The organism is Mesorhizobium sp. SP-1A, assembly GCF_032460275.1.
Lineage (GTDB): Bacteria > Pseudomonadota > Alphaproteobacteria > Rhizobiales > Rhizobiaceae > Mesorhizobium.
This window is the reverse complement of record NZ_JAVXZD010000006.1, coordinates 137,166-153,695: the sequence shown is the minus strand read 5'-3', so window position 1 is coordinate 153,695 and position 16,530 is coordinate 137,166. Positions and strand designations below refer to the sequence as shown.

Annotated in this window: 15 protein-coding genes; 12 read left to right on the top strand and 3 right to left on the bottom strand. The window is 65.2% G+C overall.

Annotation, left to right across the window (positions count from 1 at the left end; genetic code table 11):
- Positions 1–285: 285 nt before the first annotated feature.
- Positions 286–1,650, top strand: coding sequence for a hypothetical protein (locus QU595_RS24140; RefSeq protein ID WP_315926770.1), 1,365 nt, complete (start codon positions 286–288; stop codon positions 1,648–1,650).
- An 18-nt stretch (positions 1,651–1,668) separates the two neighbouring features.
- Positions 1,669–2,184 (top strand): DUF2249 domain-containing protein, encoded by a 516-nt coding sequence (locus tag QU595_RS24135; RefSeq protein ID WP_315926768.1) that lies wholly within the window; start codon positions 1,669–1,671, stop codon positions 2,182–2,184.
- A 36-nt stretch (positions 2,185–2,220) separates the two neighbouring features.
- Here QU595_RS24135 and QU595_RS24130 read toward each other — a convergent pair whose 3' ends face one another.
- Positions 2,221–2,925, bottom strand: a complete 705-nt coding sequence (locus QU595_RS24130) for a Crp/Fnr family transcriptional regulator (protein WP_315926766.1) — start codon at positions 2,923–2,925, stop codon at positions 2,221–2,223.
- Between the two features lie 257 nt (positions 2,926–3,182).
- On the opposite strand from QU595_RS24130, the gene nirK reads away from it, so the two are divergent.
- On the top strand, positions 3,183–4,301 hold the full coding sequence (gene nirK / locus QU595_RS24125) for a copper-containing nitrite reductase (RefSeq protein ID WP_315926764.1): 1,119 nt from the start codon (positions 3,183–3,185) through the stop codon (positions 4,299–4,301).
- A 72-nt stretch (positions 4,302–4,373) separates the two neighbouring features.
- Complete coding sequence (locus QU595_RS24120) at positions 4,374–5,234, top strand: SUMF1/EgtB/PvdO family nonheme iron enzyme (RefSeq protein WP_315926762.1); 861 nt, start codon at positions 4,374–4,376, stop codon at positions 5,232–5,234.
- A 78-nt stretch (positions 5,235–5,312) separates the two neighbouring features.
- Here the strand turns inward: QU595_RS24120 and QU595_RS24115 are convergent, their stop codons facing one another.
- On the bottom strand, positions 5,313–6,173 hold the full coding sequence (locus QU595_RS24115) for a ferritin family protein (RefSeq protein WP_315926760.1): 861 nt from the start codon (positions 6,171–6,173) through the stop codon (positions 5,313–5,315).
- 140 nt (positions 6,174–6,313) lie between these two features.
- Between QU595_RS24115 and QU595_RS24110 the strand changes: the two genes are divergently transcribed.
- The 7 genes from QU595_RS24110 to QU595_RS24080 are packed head-to-tail and all read left to right on the top strand — an operon-like array spanning position 6,314 to position 15,279.
- Entirely contained in the window at positions 6,314–8,644 is a 2,331-nt protein-coding gene (locus QU595_RS24110) for a 4Fe-4S binding protein (RefSeq protein ID WP_410000560.1), read from the top strand.
- A 25-nt stretch (positions 8,645–8,669) separates the two neighbouring features.
- Entirely contained in the window at positions 8,670–10,589 is a 1,920-nt protein-coding gene (gene nosZ / locus QU595_RS24105; protein ID WP_315926758.1) for a TAT-dependent nitrous-oxide reductase, read from the top strand.
- 36 nt (positions 10,590–10,625) lie between these two features.
- Positions 10,626–11,978, top strand: a complete 1,353-nt coding sequence (locus tag QU595_RS24100; protein ID WP_315926756.1) for a nitrous oxide reductase family maturation protein NosD — start codon at positions 10,626–10,628, stop codon at positions 11,976–11,978.
- Entirely contained in the window at positions 11,975–12,892 is a 918-nt protein-coding gene (locus QU595_RS24095) for an ABC transporter ATP-binding protein (protein WP_315926754.1), read from the top strand. The genes QU595_RS24100 and QU595_RS24095 overlap by 4 nt, the downstream gene beginning before the upstream one ends.
- The gene (locus tag QU595_RS24090; protein ID WP_315926752.1) at positions 12,889–13,719 is read left to right on the top strand and encodes an ABC transporter permease subunit; all 831 of its coding nucleotides are present in this window, start codon (positions 12,889–12,891) and stop codon (positions 13,717–13,719) included. Before QU595_RS24095 ends, QU595_RS24090 begins: the two co-directional genes overlap by 4 nt.
- The gene (locus QU595_RS24085; protein WP_315926750.1) at positions 13,716–14,252 is read left to right on the top strand and encodes a nitrous oxide reductase accessory protein NosL; all 537 of its coding nucleotides are present in this window, start codon (positions 13,716–13,718) and stop codon (positions 14,250–14,252) included. The genes QU595_RS24090 and QU595_RS24085 overlap by 4 nt, the downstream gene beginning before the upstream one ends.
- A 1-nt stretch (position 14,253) precedes the next feature.
- Positions 14,254–15,279: an FAD:protein FMN transferase gene (locus QU595_RS24080; RefSeq protein ID WP_315926748.1), complete on the top strand. Its 1,026-nt coding sequence runs from the start codon at positions 14,254–14,256 to the stop codon at positions 15,277–15,279.
- Here the strand turns inward: QU595_RS24080 and mog are convergent.
- Positions 15,276–15,824: a molybdopterin adenylyltransferase gene (gene mog / locus QU595_RS24075; RefSeq protein WP_315926746.1), complete on the bottom strand. Its 549-nt coding sequence runs from the start codon at positions 15,822–15,824 to the stop codon at positions 15,276–15,278. The genes QU595_RS24080 and mog overlap by 4 nt on opposite strands.
- A gap of 289 nt (positions 15,825–16,113) precedes the next feature.
- Between mog and QU595_RS24070 the strand changes: the two genes are divergently transcribed.
- Positions 16,114–16,458 (top strand): metal-sulfur cluster assembly factor, encoded by a 345-nt coding sequence (locus QU595_RS24070; protein ID WP_315926744.1) that lies wholly within the window; start codon positions 16,114–16,116, stop codon positions 16,456–16,458.
- Positions 16,459–16,530: the final 72 nt, after the last annotated feature.

Sequence of the window (16,530 nt, the reverse complement as noted above, 5' to 3'; positions counted from 1 at the left end):
GCCGCACCCGCTCCGGGAGGAATATCAGCGCAGCCTGTGGGACCGGCGGCGTGACGCCGACACGGATCTTCGAGGCCGGCTCCGAACGACACACCCGCAAAATCCAGATCAAGTGAAGCCGGACACGCCTCACTCGCAGCACAGTTTGTCTTTGGACAAAGTTCCGCAAGGGCAGGCCGGGTAGGCTTACGCCCGAGTCGCCCGACAGGGACCGTCGAATGAATATCTGCGTGATGAAATCTTTTTTCAGGCGAACCCGTCGCCGGTGTGCCGTGGGGAAATGACATGACGGGCACAGCGCTTTCGCGTTGGACAATGTCTTATTTTGCCGCGGCCGTGGTCTTCCTCGTTGGCGCGCAGGTATTGATGGTCGCCGGCTTCGGCTTTCCCGCTACCGCGGCGGAGGCGCCCGAAACGCTGGTCGTCGTGCATATGGTGACGATCGGCTGGCTCAGTCTCCTATTGTGCGGCGCCCTGTTCCAGTTCGTGCCGGTCCTGATCGCGCAGCCGCTGCGCGGAGAATGGCTGGTCCTGCCTGCCCTGGTCTGCCTCCTGGCCGGGCTCGCCTCCCTTCTGGCGGGATTCCTGCAATTGGCGGGCATGCTCGATACGGACATCCCCCTGCTTGCTCTGGCAGGCGTCCTCCTGCCGACAGGTTTCCTGATGGTCGTCGTGGTGCTCGCCGCCACGCTGTGGCGCCCGACCCTGCCGCTTCCCGCGCAATTCGTCGCGATCGGTCTGGTTTGCGTGCTGGTCACGGCCATTCTTGGCGGATTTTTTGCGCTGCTGCTTTCAGGATTTCTCCCTGCGCCGGCCGGTATCGACGTCCGCACTGAGGCGCTTCCGGTCCATATCGCCATTGGCCTCGGCGGATGGCTGAGCTTTACGGCGGTCGGCGTCTCCTACCGGTTGCTGCCCATGTTCATGCTGTCGCCGGATCGCGAGCGTGCCAGCAGCAGGGTCGCCTTGTGGAGCGGGGCTGCTGCCCTGCTTGTGGTTGCCCTGACTGCGCCGGTCGCTGCCTTGCTGGAGCAGGCAGGATTTTCCAGCGCGGCCAACCCGGCCATCGTACTGGCCGTGGTGTTCGCGGTGGGTTGCCTCGGCTTCTATTGCCTCGACCTCGTCTTTTTCTATCGGCAGCGGAAGCGCCGCACCATCGAACTGAACAGCCGTTCGGCCCAGGGGGCCTTTTTGGCGCTCTTGTTGTCGGCGGCCCTGCTGGTCGGCTTGCTCGCCGCCGGAAGGCTTGGACAGCATATAGGCGCGCTGATCTATCTGGTCGCGTTCGGATGGCTGACCGGGCTGGGGCTTTCGCAGCTCTACAAGATCGTGCCGTTCCTGACCTGGCTGGAATGCTACGGACCGGTCATGGGCAAGAAGCCTACGCCGCGCGTGCAGGACCTGGTGGTCGAGCGGCGCGACCGCATCTGGTTCGGGCTTTATTTCCTTGGCGTGCTTACCGGCACGGCGGCCCTGCTCGCCGACGCGCCGGACCTGTTTCGTGTCGCGTCCACCGCGACCTTGCTCGCGACGCTGGCCATCGTGGCCGAACTGATCCTGGCGCGCCGCCTGGATAACGTGCCGTCGGGCAAGCGCCTGCCGGATGGCGCGTCCCGGCCGCGCCTTTTCCTGCCAACCCTGCATGGATGACGAGACCCGGAGAAAACAATGACCGCGCCTTACTACGATGTCGATGCCAGGCCGATATTGCGTGCGGGCGGGGAGCCGTTCAGCGCCATCATGGCTGCGGTGAACGCGCTCGCTCCCGGCCAGAGCCTGCGTCTGCTGGCTACCTTCAAGCCGATTCCGCTGTTCCAGGTGCTGGGCAATCTCGGCTTCGAGGCATCGGCGCGCGAGATCGGCGCCGGCGACTGGGAGGTGATCTTCACCCCTGTCGGCGGAGAACCGGATGCCGCCGCGGCGTCGGAACCCGGCAAGGCCGGTTCCGCTGACGAAATCTGGCCTGAGCCGGTCGCGGAGATCGACAACCGCGATCTCGAACCGCCCGAGCCGATGGTGAAGACGCTCGAAGGGCTAGAGGCGCTGTCGCCCGGCCAGACGCTGGCGGCGCTGCTGCCGCGCGAGCCGGTTTTCCTGTTCGAGGAACTGGAGGCCCGCGGCCACCGCTGGCGCGGGGCGTTGGAGCCTGAAGGCCACTATCGCGTCGTTATCCGGCGCGGCTGACGGGCTCTATAATTCCGAGGCCCCTGGGCGAGGCCGTCAGGCCTTCTGCAGCCGGCCTTCGGCGAGCATGAGCAGGCGGTGCGGTTCCACGACGGTGACTCTCTGGCGCCCGCTCTTGACCAGGCCTTTTTCCTCCCAGGCCGTGAGAAGGCGGCTCACCGTGTGCAGCGTCGTGCCTGTCATCTCGGCGATGTCCTGGCGCGACAGCGGAAAGTCTATCAGCAGGCCCTCGTCGGTCTGCTTTCCGCTCTGGTTCACCAATTTGAGCAAGGCATGGGCGACACGCCGATCGACCTGTTCGGTCGACATTTCGACAACGCGCTCGTGGGCGTCCTGCAGCCGGCTGCCGACGGTCTTGTAGGTGTTGGTGCCGAAACTCGGATAGGCGGAAGCGAATTCCGACCACAGGTTGCCGGGCCATGCCAGCACCACGCAATCGACCACGGCAACGGCAGTGGCCGGATAGGTGGTTCGGCCGATGGCGCTGGCAATGCCCATCAATTCGCCGGGGCTGATGTAGCGGACGATGACTTCCTGGCCTTCCGGGGTCGTCTTGACGACGCGGACATGGCCATCCAGCAGCAGAAAGAAGGAATGCGCATCCTGCTCCTGCTCGAAGACCAGTTGGTCTCTTGCAATGCGCAGCGAGCGCGCCTGTCCGACCACGCGGTCAAGCTCGACCGGGTCAAGCCCCTGGAACGGCGGCAAGGCGGCGATCAGCGAGCGGTCGAGACGACTCATGGCGTGTTTCCCCGGCTTTAAAGAACCCCTGGGACCAATCCCGGTCTATCGGGCTTCCCGAAGGCACCATGTCATACGTACGGCTTTTGCCGCAAGCAGCGCGACCTGCCACACTTTCTCGCGCTCGAACTTGCCGGAACCGGCTGCGTCCGCACCGCCGCGCACAAAATATGTTGCGGTGCAACAAAGAAGAAAGGCGACGGTCGTCCTAGTGTCTCGGCCATGGAAACAGGCAACTTCATAAAGGAGATTTGAAGATGCTTACGAGACGCGAAGCGCTTCTAGGAACGGTAACCGGGGCGGCGACGGCCGCGATCCTGACCGCGATGTCGGCAGTGCCGGCAAATGCGCGCCCGCTGCCTGTCGACGTCAGCAGGCTGCCGCGCGAGAAGGTCGCTCTGGTCGCACCGCCTTTCGTGCACGATCATGAGCAGGTTGCGACCGGTGGTCCGAAGGTGGTCGAGTTCGAGCTGACGATCAAGGAGCAGCCCATGGTCATCGACGACGAGGGCACGACCCTGCAGGCGATGACCTATAACGGCTCGATCCCTGCGCCCATGATGGTGGTGCACGAGGGCGACTATGTCGAGCTGACGCTGGTCAACCCCGAAACCAACGAAATGCCGCACAACGTCGATTTCCACGCCGCGACTGGCGCCCTGGGTGGCGCCAAGCTGACCGAAGTCAATCCGGGCGAGCAGGCGACCCTGCGCTTCAAGGCCACGCGCGCCGGCACCTTCGTCTACCATTGCGCGCCGGCGGGCATGATCCCCTGGCATGTGGTGTCGGGCATGAGCGGCACCATCATGGTGCTGCCACGCGACGGCCTGAGGGACGAGAACGGCAAACGTCTGAAATATGACCGCATCTTCTATGTCGGCGAGAACGATTTCTACATTCCGCGCGACGAGAAGGGCGGTTTCAGGAAATATGCGTCTCTCGGCGAGGCCTATGACGATACGCTGAAGGTGATGCGCGGGCTGGTCCCCACCCATGTCGTCTTCAACGGCAAGGTCGGCGCGCTGACTGGCGATAACGCGCTCAAGGCCAATGTCGGCGAGACGGTGCTGATCGTGCATTCGCAGGCCAATCGCGACACGCGTCCGCACCTGATCGGCGGCCATGGCGACCATGTCTGGGAAATGGGCAAGTTCCACAACCCGCCGGCCAAGGACCTGGAAACCTGGTTCGTACGCGGCGGCTCGGCCGCGGCCGCGCTCTATACCTTCCGGCAGCCAGGCATCTACGCCTATGTCAACCACAACCTCATCGAGGCGGCCGAGCTCGGTGCCACCGCCCACATCATGGTCGACGGGGAGTGGGACAACGACCTGATGGCGCAGGTGAAGGCTCCGGCTCCGATCACGGCCTACTGACGGGCGACGTTCGCAGATGTCGACGAGCGGCCCGCCGGTTCCCGGCGGGCCTTTTTTCTGGAGGGTGCGATCATGAAGCTGATGATTCCCGCGACCGTGGCAGCAACAGCGGCAGCGTTGGTTCTTGCCGCCGGTGCGGTCGCCAGGCAGCCGGCCGAGCGGCCGGCCGAACAGGTCGAGACCGTTACGGTGGCGCCGGGCTCTTTCGCGTTTCGCCTGCCCGGAGAATATCTGAAGGCGGACCTGCCCGTGGATGCCCCGCAGAGGGTCGTGACGTTCAGCAGCGGTTTCGAGATGATGAAACATCAGGTCAGCACAGCCGGTTACGGGCGCTGCGTGGCGGATGGTGCATGCGAGGCGGCCGATGCACGGCGGAACGTTTCCGGCGAGATGCCGGTGACTGGTGTCAGCTACCGCGACGCCGTCGCCTATGCCGGCTGGCTATCGGCGAGGACCGGCCAAAGCTGGCGGCTGCCGACCGACGAGGAATGGGCTTTCGCCGCGGCAGAGCGGCTGAAGGACGATGCGTTGGGACCGCGCGGGGATGAAGACAACCCCGCCGCGCGGTGGCTGGCCCGTTATCGGGCGGAGGCCGGCCCGGGCGCACGCGACACCGAGCCGAAGCCGCTCGGGCATTTCGGCCTGAACAGCAAGAACCTCGCCGACATGGCCGGCAACGTCTGGGAATGGACGACGACATGTTACGTGCGTGCGAGGCTCGCGCGCGACGGAGCCGTTGAGCAGAGCACCGAGAATTGCGGCGTGCGGGTCGTGGCCGGAAGCCATCGCGGCTACATGTCGAATTTCATCCGCGACGGCAGGAGCGGCGGCTGCGCCGCCGGCCTTGCGCCCGACAATCTGGGCATCCGCCTGGTGCGTGACCGGCCCTCGATACTGGCCGGCATCAGGAAGCTCTGGACAAGGACCATGTGAGCGGGGGCGCAAGCGAAGGCGCCCCTTCCGGCCACCCAGGCACGGCGGTCATAGCGGTTGTGCCGAAGACACGGACGGTCAGTTTCCCGTTCTTCCGGTTTCAAGTTCCCGGACGATGGCGAGGCGCTTTACGGCAAGGGTAGCCAGTGCCTGTGCGCGTTCCCGCGCGGCCTGCGAAAGCAGGTGCTCGCCGGCCTCGATGTAATGGTCCGCTAGCCATTCGCACAGCGCATCCAGCGACCGGGGCGGCGGGGGGCCGATGGGCGCCGGATCCTGGAGCGGGTCCGAGGCGAGGTCGAGAGAAAGCGTGCGGGCCTCGAAGGCGAGAGAGCGGTATTCGTCTTGCCTGGCATTCATGTCGGCATATTCCTCGAGGCGCTTGCAAACCTCCATTTCCAGGCTGGGCAGATCGTAGGGCTCCCGGATTGCCGCGCCGATGTTCCGCCCTTCGAAAAACGCTTTGCGACGCTCTCGCCGAAGCGTCTTGGCATGCTCCAGCTCCTCGCGCGCCATTCGTTCGGCGGCCTGCCGGATGTCCGGCGACGCGCCATGGGCCGCGACATAGGACCAGAAGGCGAAGGCCCGCTCCTCGTTGCGCACCGCGATGGCCAGCGAGCGATAGGCGTCCACCAGTTCGGGCGAGACGAGACCTATGCCCTCCTCGTCGAAAACGCCCTGCGGAAGGATTTCAGCCGGAAGCACCTCCGGTACCCGGTGATGGACCTGCTGCGACCAGTCCACGACCATATCCATATGGCCCGCTTCCTCGCTCACCAGCCGATCGAACACTTCAGCGAGTTCCGGCCGATCGGCCGCGCGCATGCGTTCAGCCAGATCGGCGTATCTGTCGGCGGACTCCTTCTCCATCGCCAGGGCGACGGCCAGAAGTTCATCCATCGAGCGAATCGGTACGGACGGCTCGAACGTCAGGCGCGGCATGAGGCGGCTACTCCGGTTTTGCCCGCTAATATACGGATGTCAGCGGGAGTTTATTTGAGGCGCATCAAAGAAGCCTCGGCCGAAAGAGACGACATGTTCCCGCCACGGGCGCCTCGGGAAGGACCCGGGGAAAGGGGCACATGTCGAAGAGCACGTCCATGCGCGGGGCCGACACCGCAGTACCGGGCCTAGCCGGGGCCACGCTGCCGCGCGTGCTGGCGTTCGCATTGGCCGCGCTGGCGCTGCTTTTCCTGTCGGCGGTGCAGGGACGGGCCGACGAAAGCCTCCAGCACTTTCTTTCCGGCACACAGCCGAACGAGCTGATCCAGGGCGCGGACGCCTATGGCGAGGCGCAGGGCAACCCGCCGCTCGTGCCCGTCCTGTCCGGCGGCAAGGCGGTCGGCTTCGCCTATCTCAACACCGACTACACCAGTGCGGTCGGCTATTCCGGCAAGCCGATCCGCATTCTCGTCGGCATCGATCCGAAGGGCGTCATCCGCGGCATCAAGCTGGTCGAGCACAAGGAACCCATCGTCCTCATCGGCATTCCGCAGGAAAAGGTCGTCGCCGCCCTCAATTCCCTGATCGGCAAGGATCTCGGCAAGGTGGCGGCCGGGCAGGAGCAGATCCCGCAGGTCGACATCGTCAGCGGTGCGACGGTGACGGTGCTGGTGATGAGCGACAGCGTCGTGCGCTCGGCCGTGAAGCTCATCCGCAACGGGCGTCTGGGAACGACGGTGTCGGGCGGCGGCGCGCCCGCCGCGCCGGCGAGGACCGTGGACACCGCGGTGTCGCAGATCCTCGACTGGAACACGCTGGTCGGCGACGGTTCGGTGCGCAGCCTGCGCCTGAGTGTGGGCGAGGTGACCAAGGCCTTCGCCGATGCCGGCCAGAAGCAGGCAGCCGACCGGCCCGAGACGGGCAATCCCGACGACCGCTTCATCGACCTCTATGTCGCGCCCGTCAGCGTGCCGGCGATTGGCCGAAGCCTGCTGGGCGATACGGTCTACGAAAGGCTGCAGGGCAAGCTCAAGCCGGGCCAGCAGGCGATCGTGGTGGCTGGCGACGGCGCCTATTCCTTCAAGGGCTCCGGCTATGTGCGCGGCGGCATCTTCGACCGCATCGAGCTGATGCAGGACGGCCAGGGCGTGCGCTTCCGCGACCGCAACCACACGCGTCTCGGCGACCTCGCCGCCCAGGGCGCGCCGCATCTGCGCGAGATCGCGCTGTTCACCGTGCCGGAAGAGTTTTCGCTCGACCTTTCCGAGCCGTGGGAACTGCAACTGCTCGTCCAGCGCAGCTATGGCGCGCGCGACAAGGCGACCTTGCCCTTCAATCTCGGCTACAGCCTGCCCGAGCGTTACCTCAAGGCGGCGCCAGCCCCGGCCATCGAGCCTGCGGCGCCCACGGCCGCGTCCGGGCAACAGGCGGCGGGGACGCTTGCCGCGCAGGGTTTGACGGACGAGGAGCCGCTCTGGGTGAAGATCTGGAAGCTGAACGCGGTCCAGATCGGCATCACCGTGGTCGCGCTGCTGGTGCTGACGGCCATCTTCTTCTTCCAGAGCTGGCTGGTCAGGCGGCCGCGCCTGTTTGCCTGGGTCAGGCGGGGCTACCTCCTGTTCACGCTTGTCTGGCTCGGCTGGTACGCCAACGCCCAGCTTTCCGTGGTCAACGTGCTGACCTTCGTCAATTCGCTGGTCACCGGCTTCAGCTGGGAGTTCTTCCTCTCCGCGCCGCTGATCTTCGTCCTGTGGGCGGCCGTGGCGGCGGGGCTTCTGTTCTGGGGCAGGGGGCCGTTCTGCGGCTGGCTGTGCCCGTTCGGCGCCTTGCAGGAGCTGACCAACAATCTCGCCCAGTGGCTCAAGGTGCCGCAGGTCAAGCTGCCCTTCGGACTGCACGAACGGCTGTGGCCGGTCAAATACATGATCTTCCTCGGCCTGTTCGGCCTGTCGCTCTATTCAGTCGCGCTGGCAGAGACCTATGCCGAGATCGAGCCGTTCAAGACCGCCATCATCCTGAAATTCGCGCGTCAATGGCCTTTCGTGGTCTTTGCCGTGGCGCTGCTGGTAGCGGGGCTGTTCATCGAGCGCTTCTACTGCCGCTATCTGTGCCCGCTGGGCGCGGCACTCGCCATTCCCGGCCGCATCCGCATGTTCGAATGGCTCAAGCGCTATCCCGAATGCGGCTCGCCCTGTCAGCGCTGCGCCAAGGAATGCCCGGTCGAGGCGATCCATCCCGAAGGGCAGATCAACGTCAACGAGTGCATCTACTGCATGCACTGCCAGGAACTCTATCACGACGATCACCGCTGCCCGCACATGATCCAGGTGCGGCTGAAGCGGGAGAAATTCGAGGCGCTGTCCTCGCCCGCCACGCGCGGACCGGGCAAGGGCCCGGCCAAGCCGCCCGTCATCACCCACAAGGGCGCGCCGGTGAAAGCGCCCGAAAAAGACACCAGTGCAACAGGCTGACACGCCAACACGAAGGAGAAGGACCATGTCGCAAGACGATCAGGACAGGAAGACCATCCTGAGCAGACGCCAATTGCTGGGCACCACCGCCGCCATGGCCGCGGCGGGTGCGGCGGGGGTCGGCGGCGGGCTGGCGCTCAACGGCGGCGTGGTTTCCAAGGCTGCGGCTGCCGGCAAGCAGGAATTCGAGGTCAAGCCGGGCGAGTTGGACGAATATTACGTGTTCTTCTCCAGCGGCCAGACCGGCGAGGTGCGCATCGTCGGTGCGCCCTCCATGCGCGAACTGATGCGCATCCCGGTCTTCAACCGTTGCAGCGCCACCGGCTGGGGCGAGACCAATGAAAGCCGTAAGGTGCTGACCGAAGGGCTCCTGCCGGAAACGAAGGAGTTCCTGAAGGATCGCGGCGGCATCTATCACAATGGCGACCTGCACCACCCGCATCCGTCCCAGACGGAAGGCACATATGACGGCCGCTACCTGTTCGTCAACGACAAGGCCAACACACGCGTCGCCCGCATCCGCCTCGACGTGATGAAGTGCGACAAGATCATCCAACTGCCGAACCAGCACACGGTTCATGGCCTGCGCGTGCAGAAATATCCCAAGACCGGCTACGTGTTCTGCAACGGCGAGGACCGCGTGCCGATCCCCAACGACGGCAAGATCCTCGACGACTCCAAGCAGTATCACTCCATCTTCACCGCCGTGGACGGCGAGACCATGAAGATCGCCTGGCAGGTGATGGTGGACGGCAATCTCGACAACGTCGATGCCGACTACCAGGGCAAATACGCCTTCTCCACCTGCTACAATTCCGAGGAGGGCGTGAACCTGGCCGAGATGATGGCCAAGGAGCAGGACTGGGTCGTCATCTTCAACCTCAAGCGTATCGAGGAGGCGGTGAAGAAGGGCGACTTCAAGGAGATGGGCGGGGTGCCTGTGATCGACGGGCGCCACGGTTCTCCCTACACCCGCTACGTGCCGGTGGCCAACAGCCCGCACGGCATCAACACCGCGCCGGACGGCATCCATGTCGTGGCCAACGGCAAGCTGTCGCCGACGGTGACGGTGTTCGACGTGCGCAAGTTCGACGATCTCTTCGACGACAAGATCAAGCCACGCGACACGGTCGTGGCCGAGCCGGAACTGGGTCTCGGGCCGTTGCACACGGCCTATGACGGCCGCGGCAACGCCTACACCACGCTGTTCATCGACAGCCAGATCTGCAAGTGGAACATCGAGGACGCCAAGCGCTCCTTCGCCGGCGAGAAGGTCGACCCGATCCGGCAGAAGCTGGACGTCCATTACCAGCCCGGCCACAACCATTCCTCCATGGGCCAGACCAAGGAGGCCGACGGCAAGTGGCTGATCTCGCTGAACAAGTTCTCGAAGGACCGCTATCTCAACGTCGGCCCGCTGAAACCCGAGAACGACCAGCTCATCGACATCTCCGGCGACCAGATGGTGCTGGTGCATGACGGCCCGAGCTTCGCCGAGCCGCATGACGCGACCCTCGTCCATCGCTCGAAGATCAACCCGGTCAGCATATGGGACCGGGCCGATCCGTTCTTCGAGGATGCGGTCAAGCAGGCGAAGGCCGATGGCATCGACCTGATGGTCGACAGCGAGGTGATCCGCGACGGCAACAAGGTGCGCGTCTACATGACGTCATCGGCGCCGGCCTTCGGGCTGGAGAGTTTTACCGTCAAGCAAGGCGACGAGGTCACCGTCTACATCACCAATATCGACGAGGTGGAGGACCTGACGCACGGCTTCGCCATCATCAACTACGGCATCAACATGGAGGTGGCGCCGCACGCCACGGCTTCGGTGACGTTCACGGCCAGCAAGCCCGGCGTCTACTGGTACTACTGCTCATGGTTCTGCCACGCCATGCACATGGAGATGCAGGGCCGCATGTTCGTCGAGCCGCAGGGCGTCTAGGACGTGGCCCGTCCGTTCCATATTGCAACCACGGGAATGGCGGCGCTTCTTGCCGCCGTTTCCGCGCGCCTTGCCGGCGCGGCGGAGATCGCCGTTCCGGCCGGGCCGCAGCCCCTGCAAGCCGTGGTGGATGCCGCGGCTCCGGGCGACGTGCTGCGTCTTGCTGCGGGCGAGCATCGCGGGCCGGTGACCATCGCCAAGCCGCTGACGCTGCTGGGAGAGCCGGGCGCGGTGCTGAAGGGCGGCGGGCAGGGCAGCGTCGTCACGTTGCAGGCGCCCGACACCGCCGTGCGCGGCCTCACCATCGAGGGTTCGGGCATGGACCTCGACGCCATGGATGCAGGCGTGTTCGCTACCGAGGCGGCTGCGCGCGCATCGATCGCCGACAACAGGATCCTCGGCAATCTCTACGGCATCTATCTGCACGGCGCGCGCGACGCGGTGGCGCGCAACAACCATATCGAGGGTCTGCGCGAAGGCCGCATAAGCCGCTCCGGCAGCGGCGTGTCGGTATGGAACGCGCCCGGCGCCAAGGTGCTCGACAACGACATCAGTTTCGGCCGCGACGGCATATTCGCCAACACCAGCAAGAAGAACGAGTTCCGCGGCAACGTCTTCCGCAACCTGCGCTTCGCCGTCCATTATATGTACACCAACGACAGCGTGATCGCCGACAACGTCTCCACCGGCAATGTCGTCGGCTATGCGATCATGTATTCCGACCGGCTCAAGGTCACCGGCAACGTCTCGGACCATGACCGCGACAACGGCATGCTGTTCAACTATGCCAACGGCTCCGAGATCAGCGGCAATATCGTGCGCGGCGGGCCGCAGCCGGCCGGGCGCTGGAGCAGCAACGGCCAGCGTTTTTCAGAAGACACCGACATGCCGGTTGCAGGCGAAGGCGCGCCGGCGGCATCGGACACGGCCACGCGCATCGGCCCGGAAAAATGCGTCTTCATCTACAACGCCAACAGGAACCGCTTCGGAGGCAATACCTTCGAGGGCTGCGAGATCGGCGTGCATTTCACAGCCGGCTCCGAAGGCAACGCCATGAGCGGCAACGCCTTCGTGCGCAACCGCAACCAGGTCAAATATGTCGGCACACGTTCGCTCGACTGGTCCAGCGGCGGACGCGGCAACTACTGGAGCGACAACCCCGCCTTCGACCTCGACGGCGACGGCATTGCCGACAACCCCTACCGGCCCAACGACCTCATCGACAAGGTGCTGTGGGAGGCGCCGTCAGCCAAGGTGCTGGTCAACAGTCCGGCCGTGCAGATCATCCGCTGGGCGCAGGCGCGCTTCCCGGCCGTATTCCCCGGCGGCGTGGTGGACAGCCATCCGCTGATGAAGCCCGGCGCCGCCAAGGAAATGGAAAAGCCATGAGCTTCGACGTCGAACTGAAGTCGGTCGCCCGCCACTACGGCCAGGTCAAGGCCGTTGACGGGGTCTCCTTCTCGGCGGGACCGGGCGAGGTGGTCGCGCTGGTCGGCCATAACGGCGCCGGCAAGACCACGCTGATAAAGCTCATGCTGGGCCTGGCCCGGCCAACCGCCGGTTCGGTCGCGGTGCTGGGCCAGGACCCGGCGGCAGGCAATGCCTCCGTACGCCGCCGGCTCGGCTATCTGCCGGAGACCGTATCCTTCAACCCCGCGCTGACGGGCCGCGAGACCCTGCGCTTCTACGTCCGGCTGAAGGGCGGCAAGCCGAGCGAGGAGGATGCGCTTCTGGAGCGGATCGGCCTCGCCCATGCCGCCGACCGGCGCATCGGCACCTATTCCAAGGGCATGCGCCAGCGACTGGGGCTGGCGCAGGCGATGATCGGCGCACCGGTGGTGCTTCTGCTGGACGAGCCGACCACCGGTCTCGATCCCGAACTGCGCCAGCAATTTTATGCCATCGTGCGCGAGATGCAGGCGCAGGGGACGACGGTGCTGTTGTCCTCCCATGCGCTGAGCGAACTGGAAGGCAATGCCAGCCGCGTCATCATCCTGAACGAGGGCCGCAAGATCGCCGACGGCACGCTGGACGAATTGCGCCACATCGCCCGGTTGCCGACGAAGATCCGCCTGAAGACTTGCGAGGGTGGCGCCGGGCGCCTGCGCGAATGGATAGGCAAGCCCGCGAAGCTGACGCAGATCAACGGTCATATCATCGAGATCGACGCGACGCCGGAGGACAAGGCCGCCTTCCTGCGGCGGGCAACCGCCGAGGGCGCGCCGTTCGAGGATCTCGAGATGGTGCCGCCCGGGCTCGACGAACTCTACGCCCATTTCCTCGCCGCGAGGACTTCCAAATGAACACGATCCTTCTGCTGGCCGCCAAGGAAGTGCGCGAGGGTTTGCGCAACCGCTGGGTGCTCGCCGCGACGGGACTGCTGGCGGCGCTGGCGCTCACGCTCGCCTTTCTCGGCAGTGCCCCCACCGGCACGGTCGGCGCCGGCGCGCTCGACGTGGTGGTCGTCAGCCTGGCCAGTCTCACCATCTTCATCGTGCCGCTGATCGCGCTGCTCATCTCGCACGACGCCATCGTCGGCGAGATCGAGCGCGGCACCATGACCCTGCTGCTTTCCTATCCGGTCCGGCGCAGCCAGGTGCTGTTCGGCAAGTTCCTCGGTCATCTTGCCATCCTGGCCTTCGCCACCTGCGTCGGCTACGGCCTTGCAGCGCTCGCGATGGTGGCCACCGGCAAGGTGTCCGGTGGTGGAAGCTGGGCAGCCTTCGCCACAATGACGGGTTCGTCCGTGCTGCTCGGTGCGGTATTCGTGGCGATCGGCTACCTCGTCAGTGCGCTGGTCGGCGATCGCGGCACGGCCGGCGGCATCGCCATCGGCATATGGCTGGTCTTCGTGGTCATCTACGACATGGCGCTGCTCGGGCTTCTGGTCGCCGATCAGGGGCGTCTCGTCGGCGGCGGCGTGCTGGACGCCCTGCTTCTGTTCAATCCGACCGACGCTTACCGGCTGCTCAATCTTGCCGGTTCCGGCGAAATCGCCGCCGCATCGGGCATGGCCGGCACGGTGCAGAACGCGACATTGGCGCCGGCCGTCCTGCTCGGGGCGCTTGCGGCATGGGTTGCTGCGCCGATGGCTGCGGCCGCGCTCGTCTTTTCTCGGAGGGAGCTGTGAGGTTCCACGCGACGATCGCTCTGCTTGCCGCTCTGCTGGCGCTTGCCGCCTGCCAGCGCCAGACGGATGCACCGCCGGCGCCTTTTGCAATGACCGAGGAGGCGATGGGCCGCTATTGCGGCATGAACATCCTCGAACATCCCGGCCCGAAAGGGCAGATCATCCTCGCCAAATACGACGAGCCGATCTGGTTCTCTTCCGCGCGCGACGCCATTGCCTTCACCATGCTGCCGGAGGAGCCCAAGGACATCAGGGCGATCTATGTCTCCGATATGGCCAAGGCCCCGACCTGGGAAAAGCCCGGCGCAGACAACTGGATCGACGCGCGGCAGGCGTTCTTCGTCGTCGGCAGCGACCGGAAGGGCGGCATGGGCGCGGCCGAAGCCATACCCTTTTCCATCGAAGAAGCGGCAAAGCTTTTTGCCAAGGACCACGGTGGCAGGGTCGTGCGCTTTGCCGAGGTGCCGCGCGACTACATTCTGGCGCAGCAGGCCGGAGGCGATACCCAAGCACCTTCCGGGGAGGTCGAATGACATGGTTCTCGAGACGATCACCAGACGCCGCATGATCGGCATCAGCGCAGCCGCGGCCGGTATGGCGCTGCTGCCGCTCTATGGCAGGGCGGCGCTCGAGGCGGTGACCTGGCAGGGTGAGGCGATGGGCGCGCAGGCCTCGCTGGTCATCCATCACCCCGATCGCGCCAAGGCGCAGGGGCTGGTGGCGGCGACGGTGGCCGAGGTGCGTCGGCTGGAGCGCATTTTCAGCCTCTACCGCGAAGATTCGGACCTGACGCGGCTCAACCGGCAAGGTTTTCTCGTCGCCCCGCCCAAGGAACTGGTGGACATATTGCAGCAGAGCCGCAAGGTCTGGGCGCTCACCGGAGGCGCCTTCGATCCCACGGTCCAGCCTCTATGGGAGGCCTACAGCCGCCATTTCTCGACGCCCGGCGCTTCCGAGACCGGACCCTCGGCAAAAATCGTGGGCGAACGCCTCGGCCGCGTCGGGCTCGACCGCCTCGTCTGTTCGCCCGAACGGATCGAACTGCCGGTCCGGGGTGCCGCGCTGACGCTCAACGGCATCGCGCAGGGTTATGTCACCGACAGGGTAGTGGAGCTTTTGAAGGCCGGCGGTATCGAGCGCTCCATGGTCGATATGGGCGAAAGCCGGGCCATCGGCTCAGCACCGGGCGGCCGGCCATGGCGCGTCGGCATTTCCGATCCGCTGCATGCGGAGACCGTCCTGAAGGTGCTGGAAGTTGAGGATCGCGCGGTCGCCACCTCAAGCCCCTACGGCTTCCGCTTCGACAGCGAAGGCAAGTTCAGCCATATCATCGATCCGCGCAGCGGTGCGACGCCGCAGCGTCACGCAAGTGTCACCGTGGCGGCCGGGCAGGCGACGATCGCCGATGCCTTTTCCACTGCCTTCAACCTGATGGACACCGCCACCGTCGCAACTGTGATCGGCAACAGCGAGGGCCTCGAGGCCTATCTGTTGTCGCATGAGGGGAAATGGCGGCATATTCCCGCACGAACGCCCGTTTTGGTCTCGAAGGCGCTCTAGCAGGTAGCCATACGGATGCCCGTCGCCAAGGGCGACCTGGCGGCTTTGAACCGGACCGACATCTCGATCCGCCCGGCGCCGATCAGTTCGAGGCAGTAGGGCACGGCGGGAAAAACGGCGCCCAGACAGACATCGATGGCCGATGGCCTCCCGGGCAGGTTTATGATCAGGGTGCGGCCACGTATGCCGGCTGACTGCCGCGAAAGGATCGCGGTCGGGACCTGTTCCAGACTGGCTCGCCGCATAAGTTCGCCAAATCCGGGCAATTCCCTGCTGATGACCTGGCGCATCGCCTCGGGTACGAGGTCGCGAGGCGCCGGCCCGGCTCCGCCGGTGGTCAGGATGAGATCGGCGCCATGACGGTCGCAAAGCTCGGTCAGGGCATCGCGGACACTCTCGACGCCGTCGGGAACCAGTTGAAGGACGAAGTCGAATGGCGTCGCCACGGCCTGTCGTAGCCAGCGCTCGATAGCGGGGCCGCCAAGGTCTTCATATTCGCCGCGGCTGGCCCGGTCCGATATGGTCAGGATGGCGATCCGCGTCATGACTTCGCTTTCCCCTCGGCCATCGGAACGGTGCGCCGGAGTTGGCGGCAGGTGGTGCCGGGCAAGTCGGCGACCTGGGTCTCCATTCCTGCCGCCAGCCCGCCCCCCGCCTGTCTTCGACGGGTCCCACGTTAGGCGGGATCGCGTGGGAAAAATTTGCTCAGGATCAAAGTATGTGCCGAAAACACCCGACGGCAGCGACGAAGCGTGCTAAAAAGATTCATATAGGATACATCTTTTATCGGATGCCGGCGCGACCCGCCGCCGCCCTTTACAGGGAAACCAAGACATGGCTGTCGAAGCAGCGTGGAGTCTCGACGACGAGAAGATCAAGGACGCGCTTCGGCTCGTGATCGATCCGGAGCTTGGCCACAACATCGTCGACCTGGGCCTGGTCTATGCCGTCCTGGTCAACGACGGCGGCGTGGTCAATATCGTGATGACCACCACGACACGGGGCTGCCCCGCGACCAACTATCTGAAGGAAGGGGCGCGGGACGCTGCCTGGAGCGTGCCGGGCGTAGAATTCGTGGACGTCCATCTGACCTACGAACCGCCTTGGACGCCACAGATGATGAACGCCGCGACCGGGGAAAGTCTCGGTTTCGTCGATCCCGCAGACAACCGGCGATGAAACCGGTGCGGCGAGGCGGCCGCCATCCCTATGGAAGCGAAACAATGCTGTTGTCGACAGAAAGGCAGATCA

What these genes read in the sequence shown, in the direction of transcription:
- QU595_RS24140 (WP_315926770.1), top strand. Translation starts at nt 286, where the DNA reads ATGACGGGCACAGCGCTTTCGCGTTGGACAATGTCTTATTTTGCCGCG.
- QU595_RS24135 (WP_315926768.1), top strand. Translation starts at nt 1,669, where the DNA reads ATGACCGCGCCTTACTACGATGTCGATGCCAGGCCGATATTGCGTGCG.
- QU595_RS24130 (WP_315926766.1), bottom strand. Translation starts at nt 2,925, where the DNA reads ATGAGTCGTCTCGACCGCTCGCTGATCGCCGCCTTGCCGCCGTTCCAG.
- nirK (WP_315926764.1), top strand. Translation starts at nt 3,183, where the DNA reads ATGCTTACGAGACGCGAAGCGCTTCTAGGAACGGTAACCGGGGCGGCG.
- QU595_RS24120 (WP_315926762.1), top strand. Translation starts at nt 4,374, where the DNA reads ATGAAGCTGATGATTCCCGCGACCGTGGCAGCAACAGCGGCAGCGTTG.
- QU595_RS24115 (WP_315926760.1), bottom strand. Translation starts at nt 6,173, where the DNA reads ATGCCGCGCCTGACGTTCGAGCCGTCCGTACCGATTCGCTCGATGGAT.
- QU595_RS24110 (WP_410000560.1), top strand. Translation starts at nt 6,314, where the DNA reads ATGTCGAAGAGCACGTCCATGCGCGGGGCCGACACCGCAGTACCGGGC.
- nosZ (WP_315926758.1), top strand. Translation starts at nt 8,670, where the DNA reads ATGTCGCAAGACGATCAGGACAGGAAGACCATCCTGAGCAGACGCCAA.
- QU595_RS24100 (WP_315926756.1), top strand. Translation starts at nt 10,626, where the DNA reads ATGGCGGCGCTTCTTGCCGCCGTTTCCGCGCGCCTTGCCGGCGCGGCG.
- QU595_RS24095 (WP_315926754.1), top strand. Translation starts at nt 11,975, where the DNA reads ATGAGCTTCGACGTCGAACTGAAGTCGGTCGCCCGCCACTACGGCCAG.
- QU595_RS24090 (WP_315926752.1), top strand. Translation starts at nt 12,889, where the DNA reads ATGAACACGATCCTTCTGCTGGCCGCCAAGGAAGTGCGCGAGGGTTTG.
- QU595_RS24080 (WP_315926748.1), top strand. Translation starts at nt 14,254, where the DNA reads ATGGTTCTCGAGACGATCACCAGACGCCGCATGATCGGCATCAGCGCA.
- mog (WP_315926746.1), bottom strand. Translation starts at nt 15,824, where the DNA reads ATGACGCGGATCGCCATCCTGACCATATCGGACCGGGCCAGCCGCGGC.
- QU595_RS24070 (WP_315926744.1), top strand. Translation starts at nt 16,114, where the DNA reads ATGGCTGTCGAAGCAGCGTGGAGTCTCGACGACGAGAAGATCAAGGAC.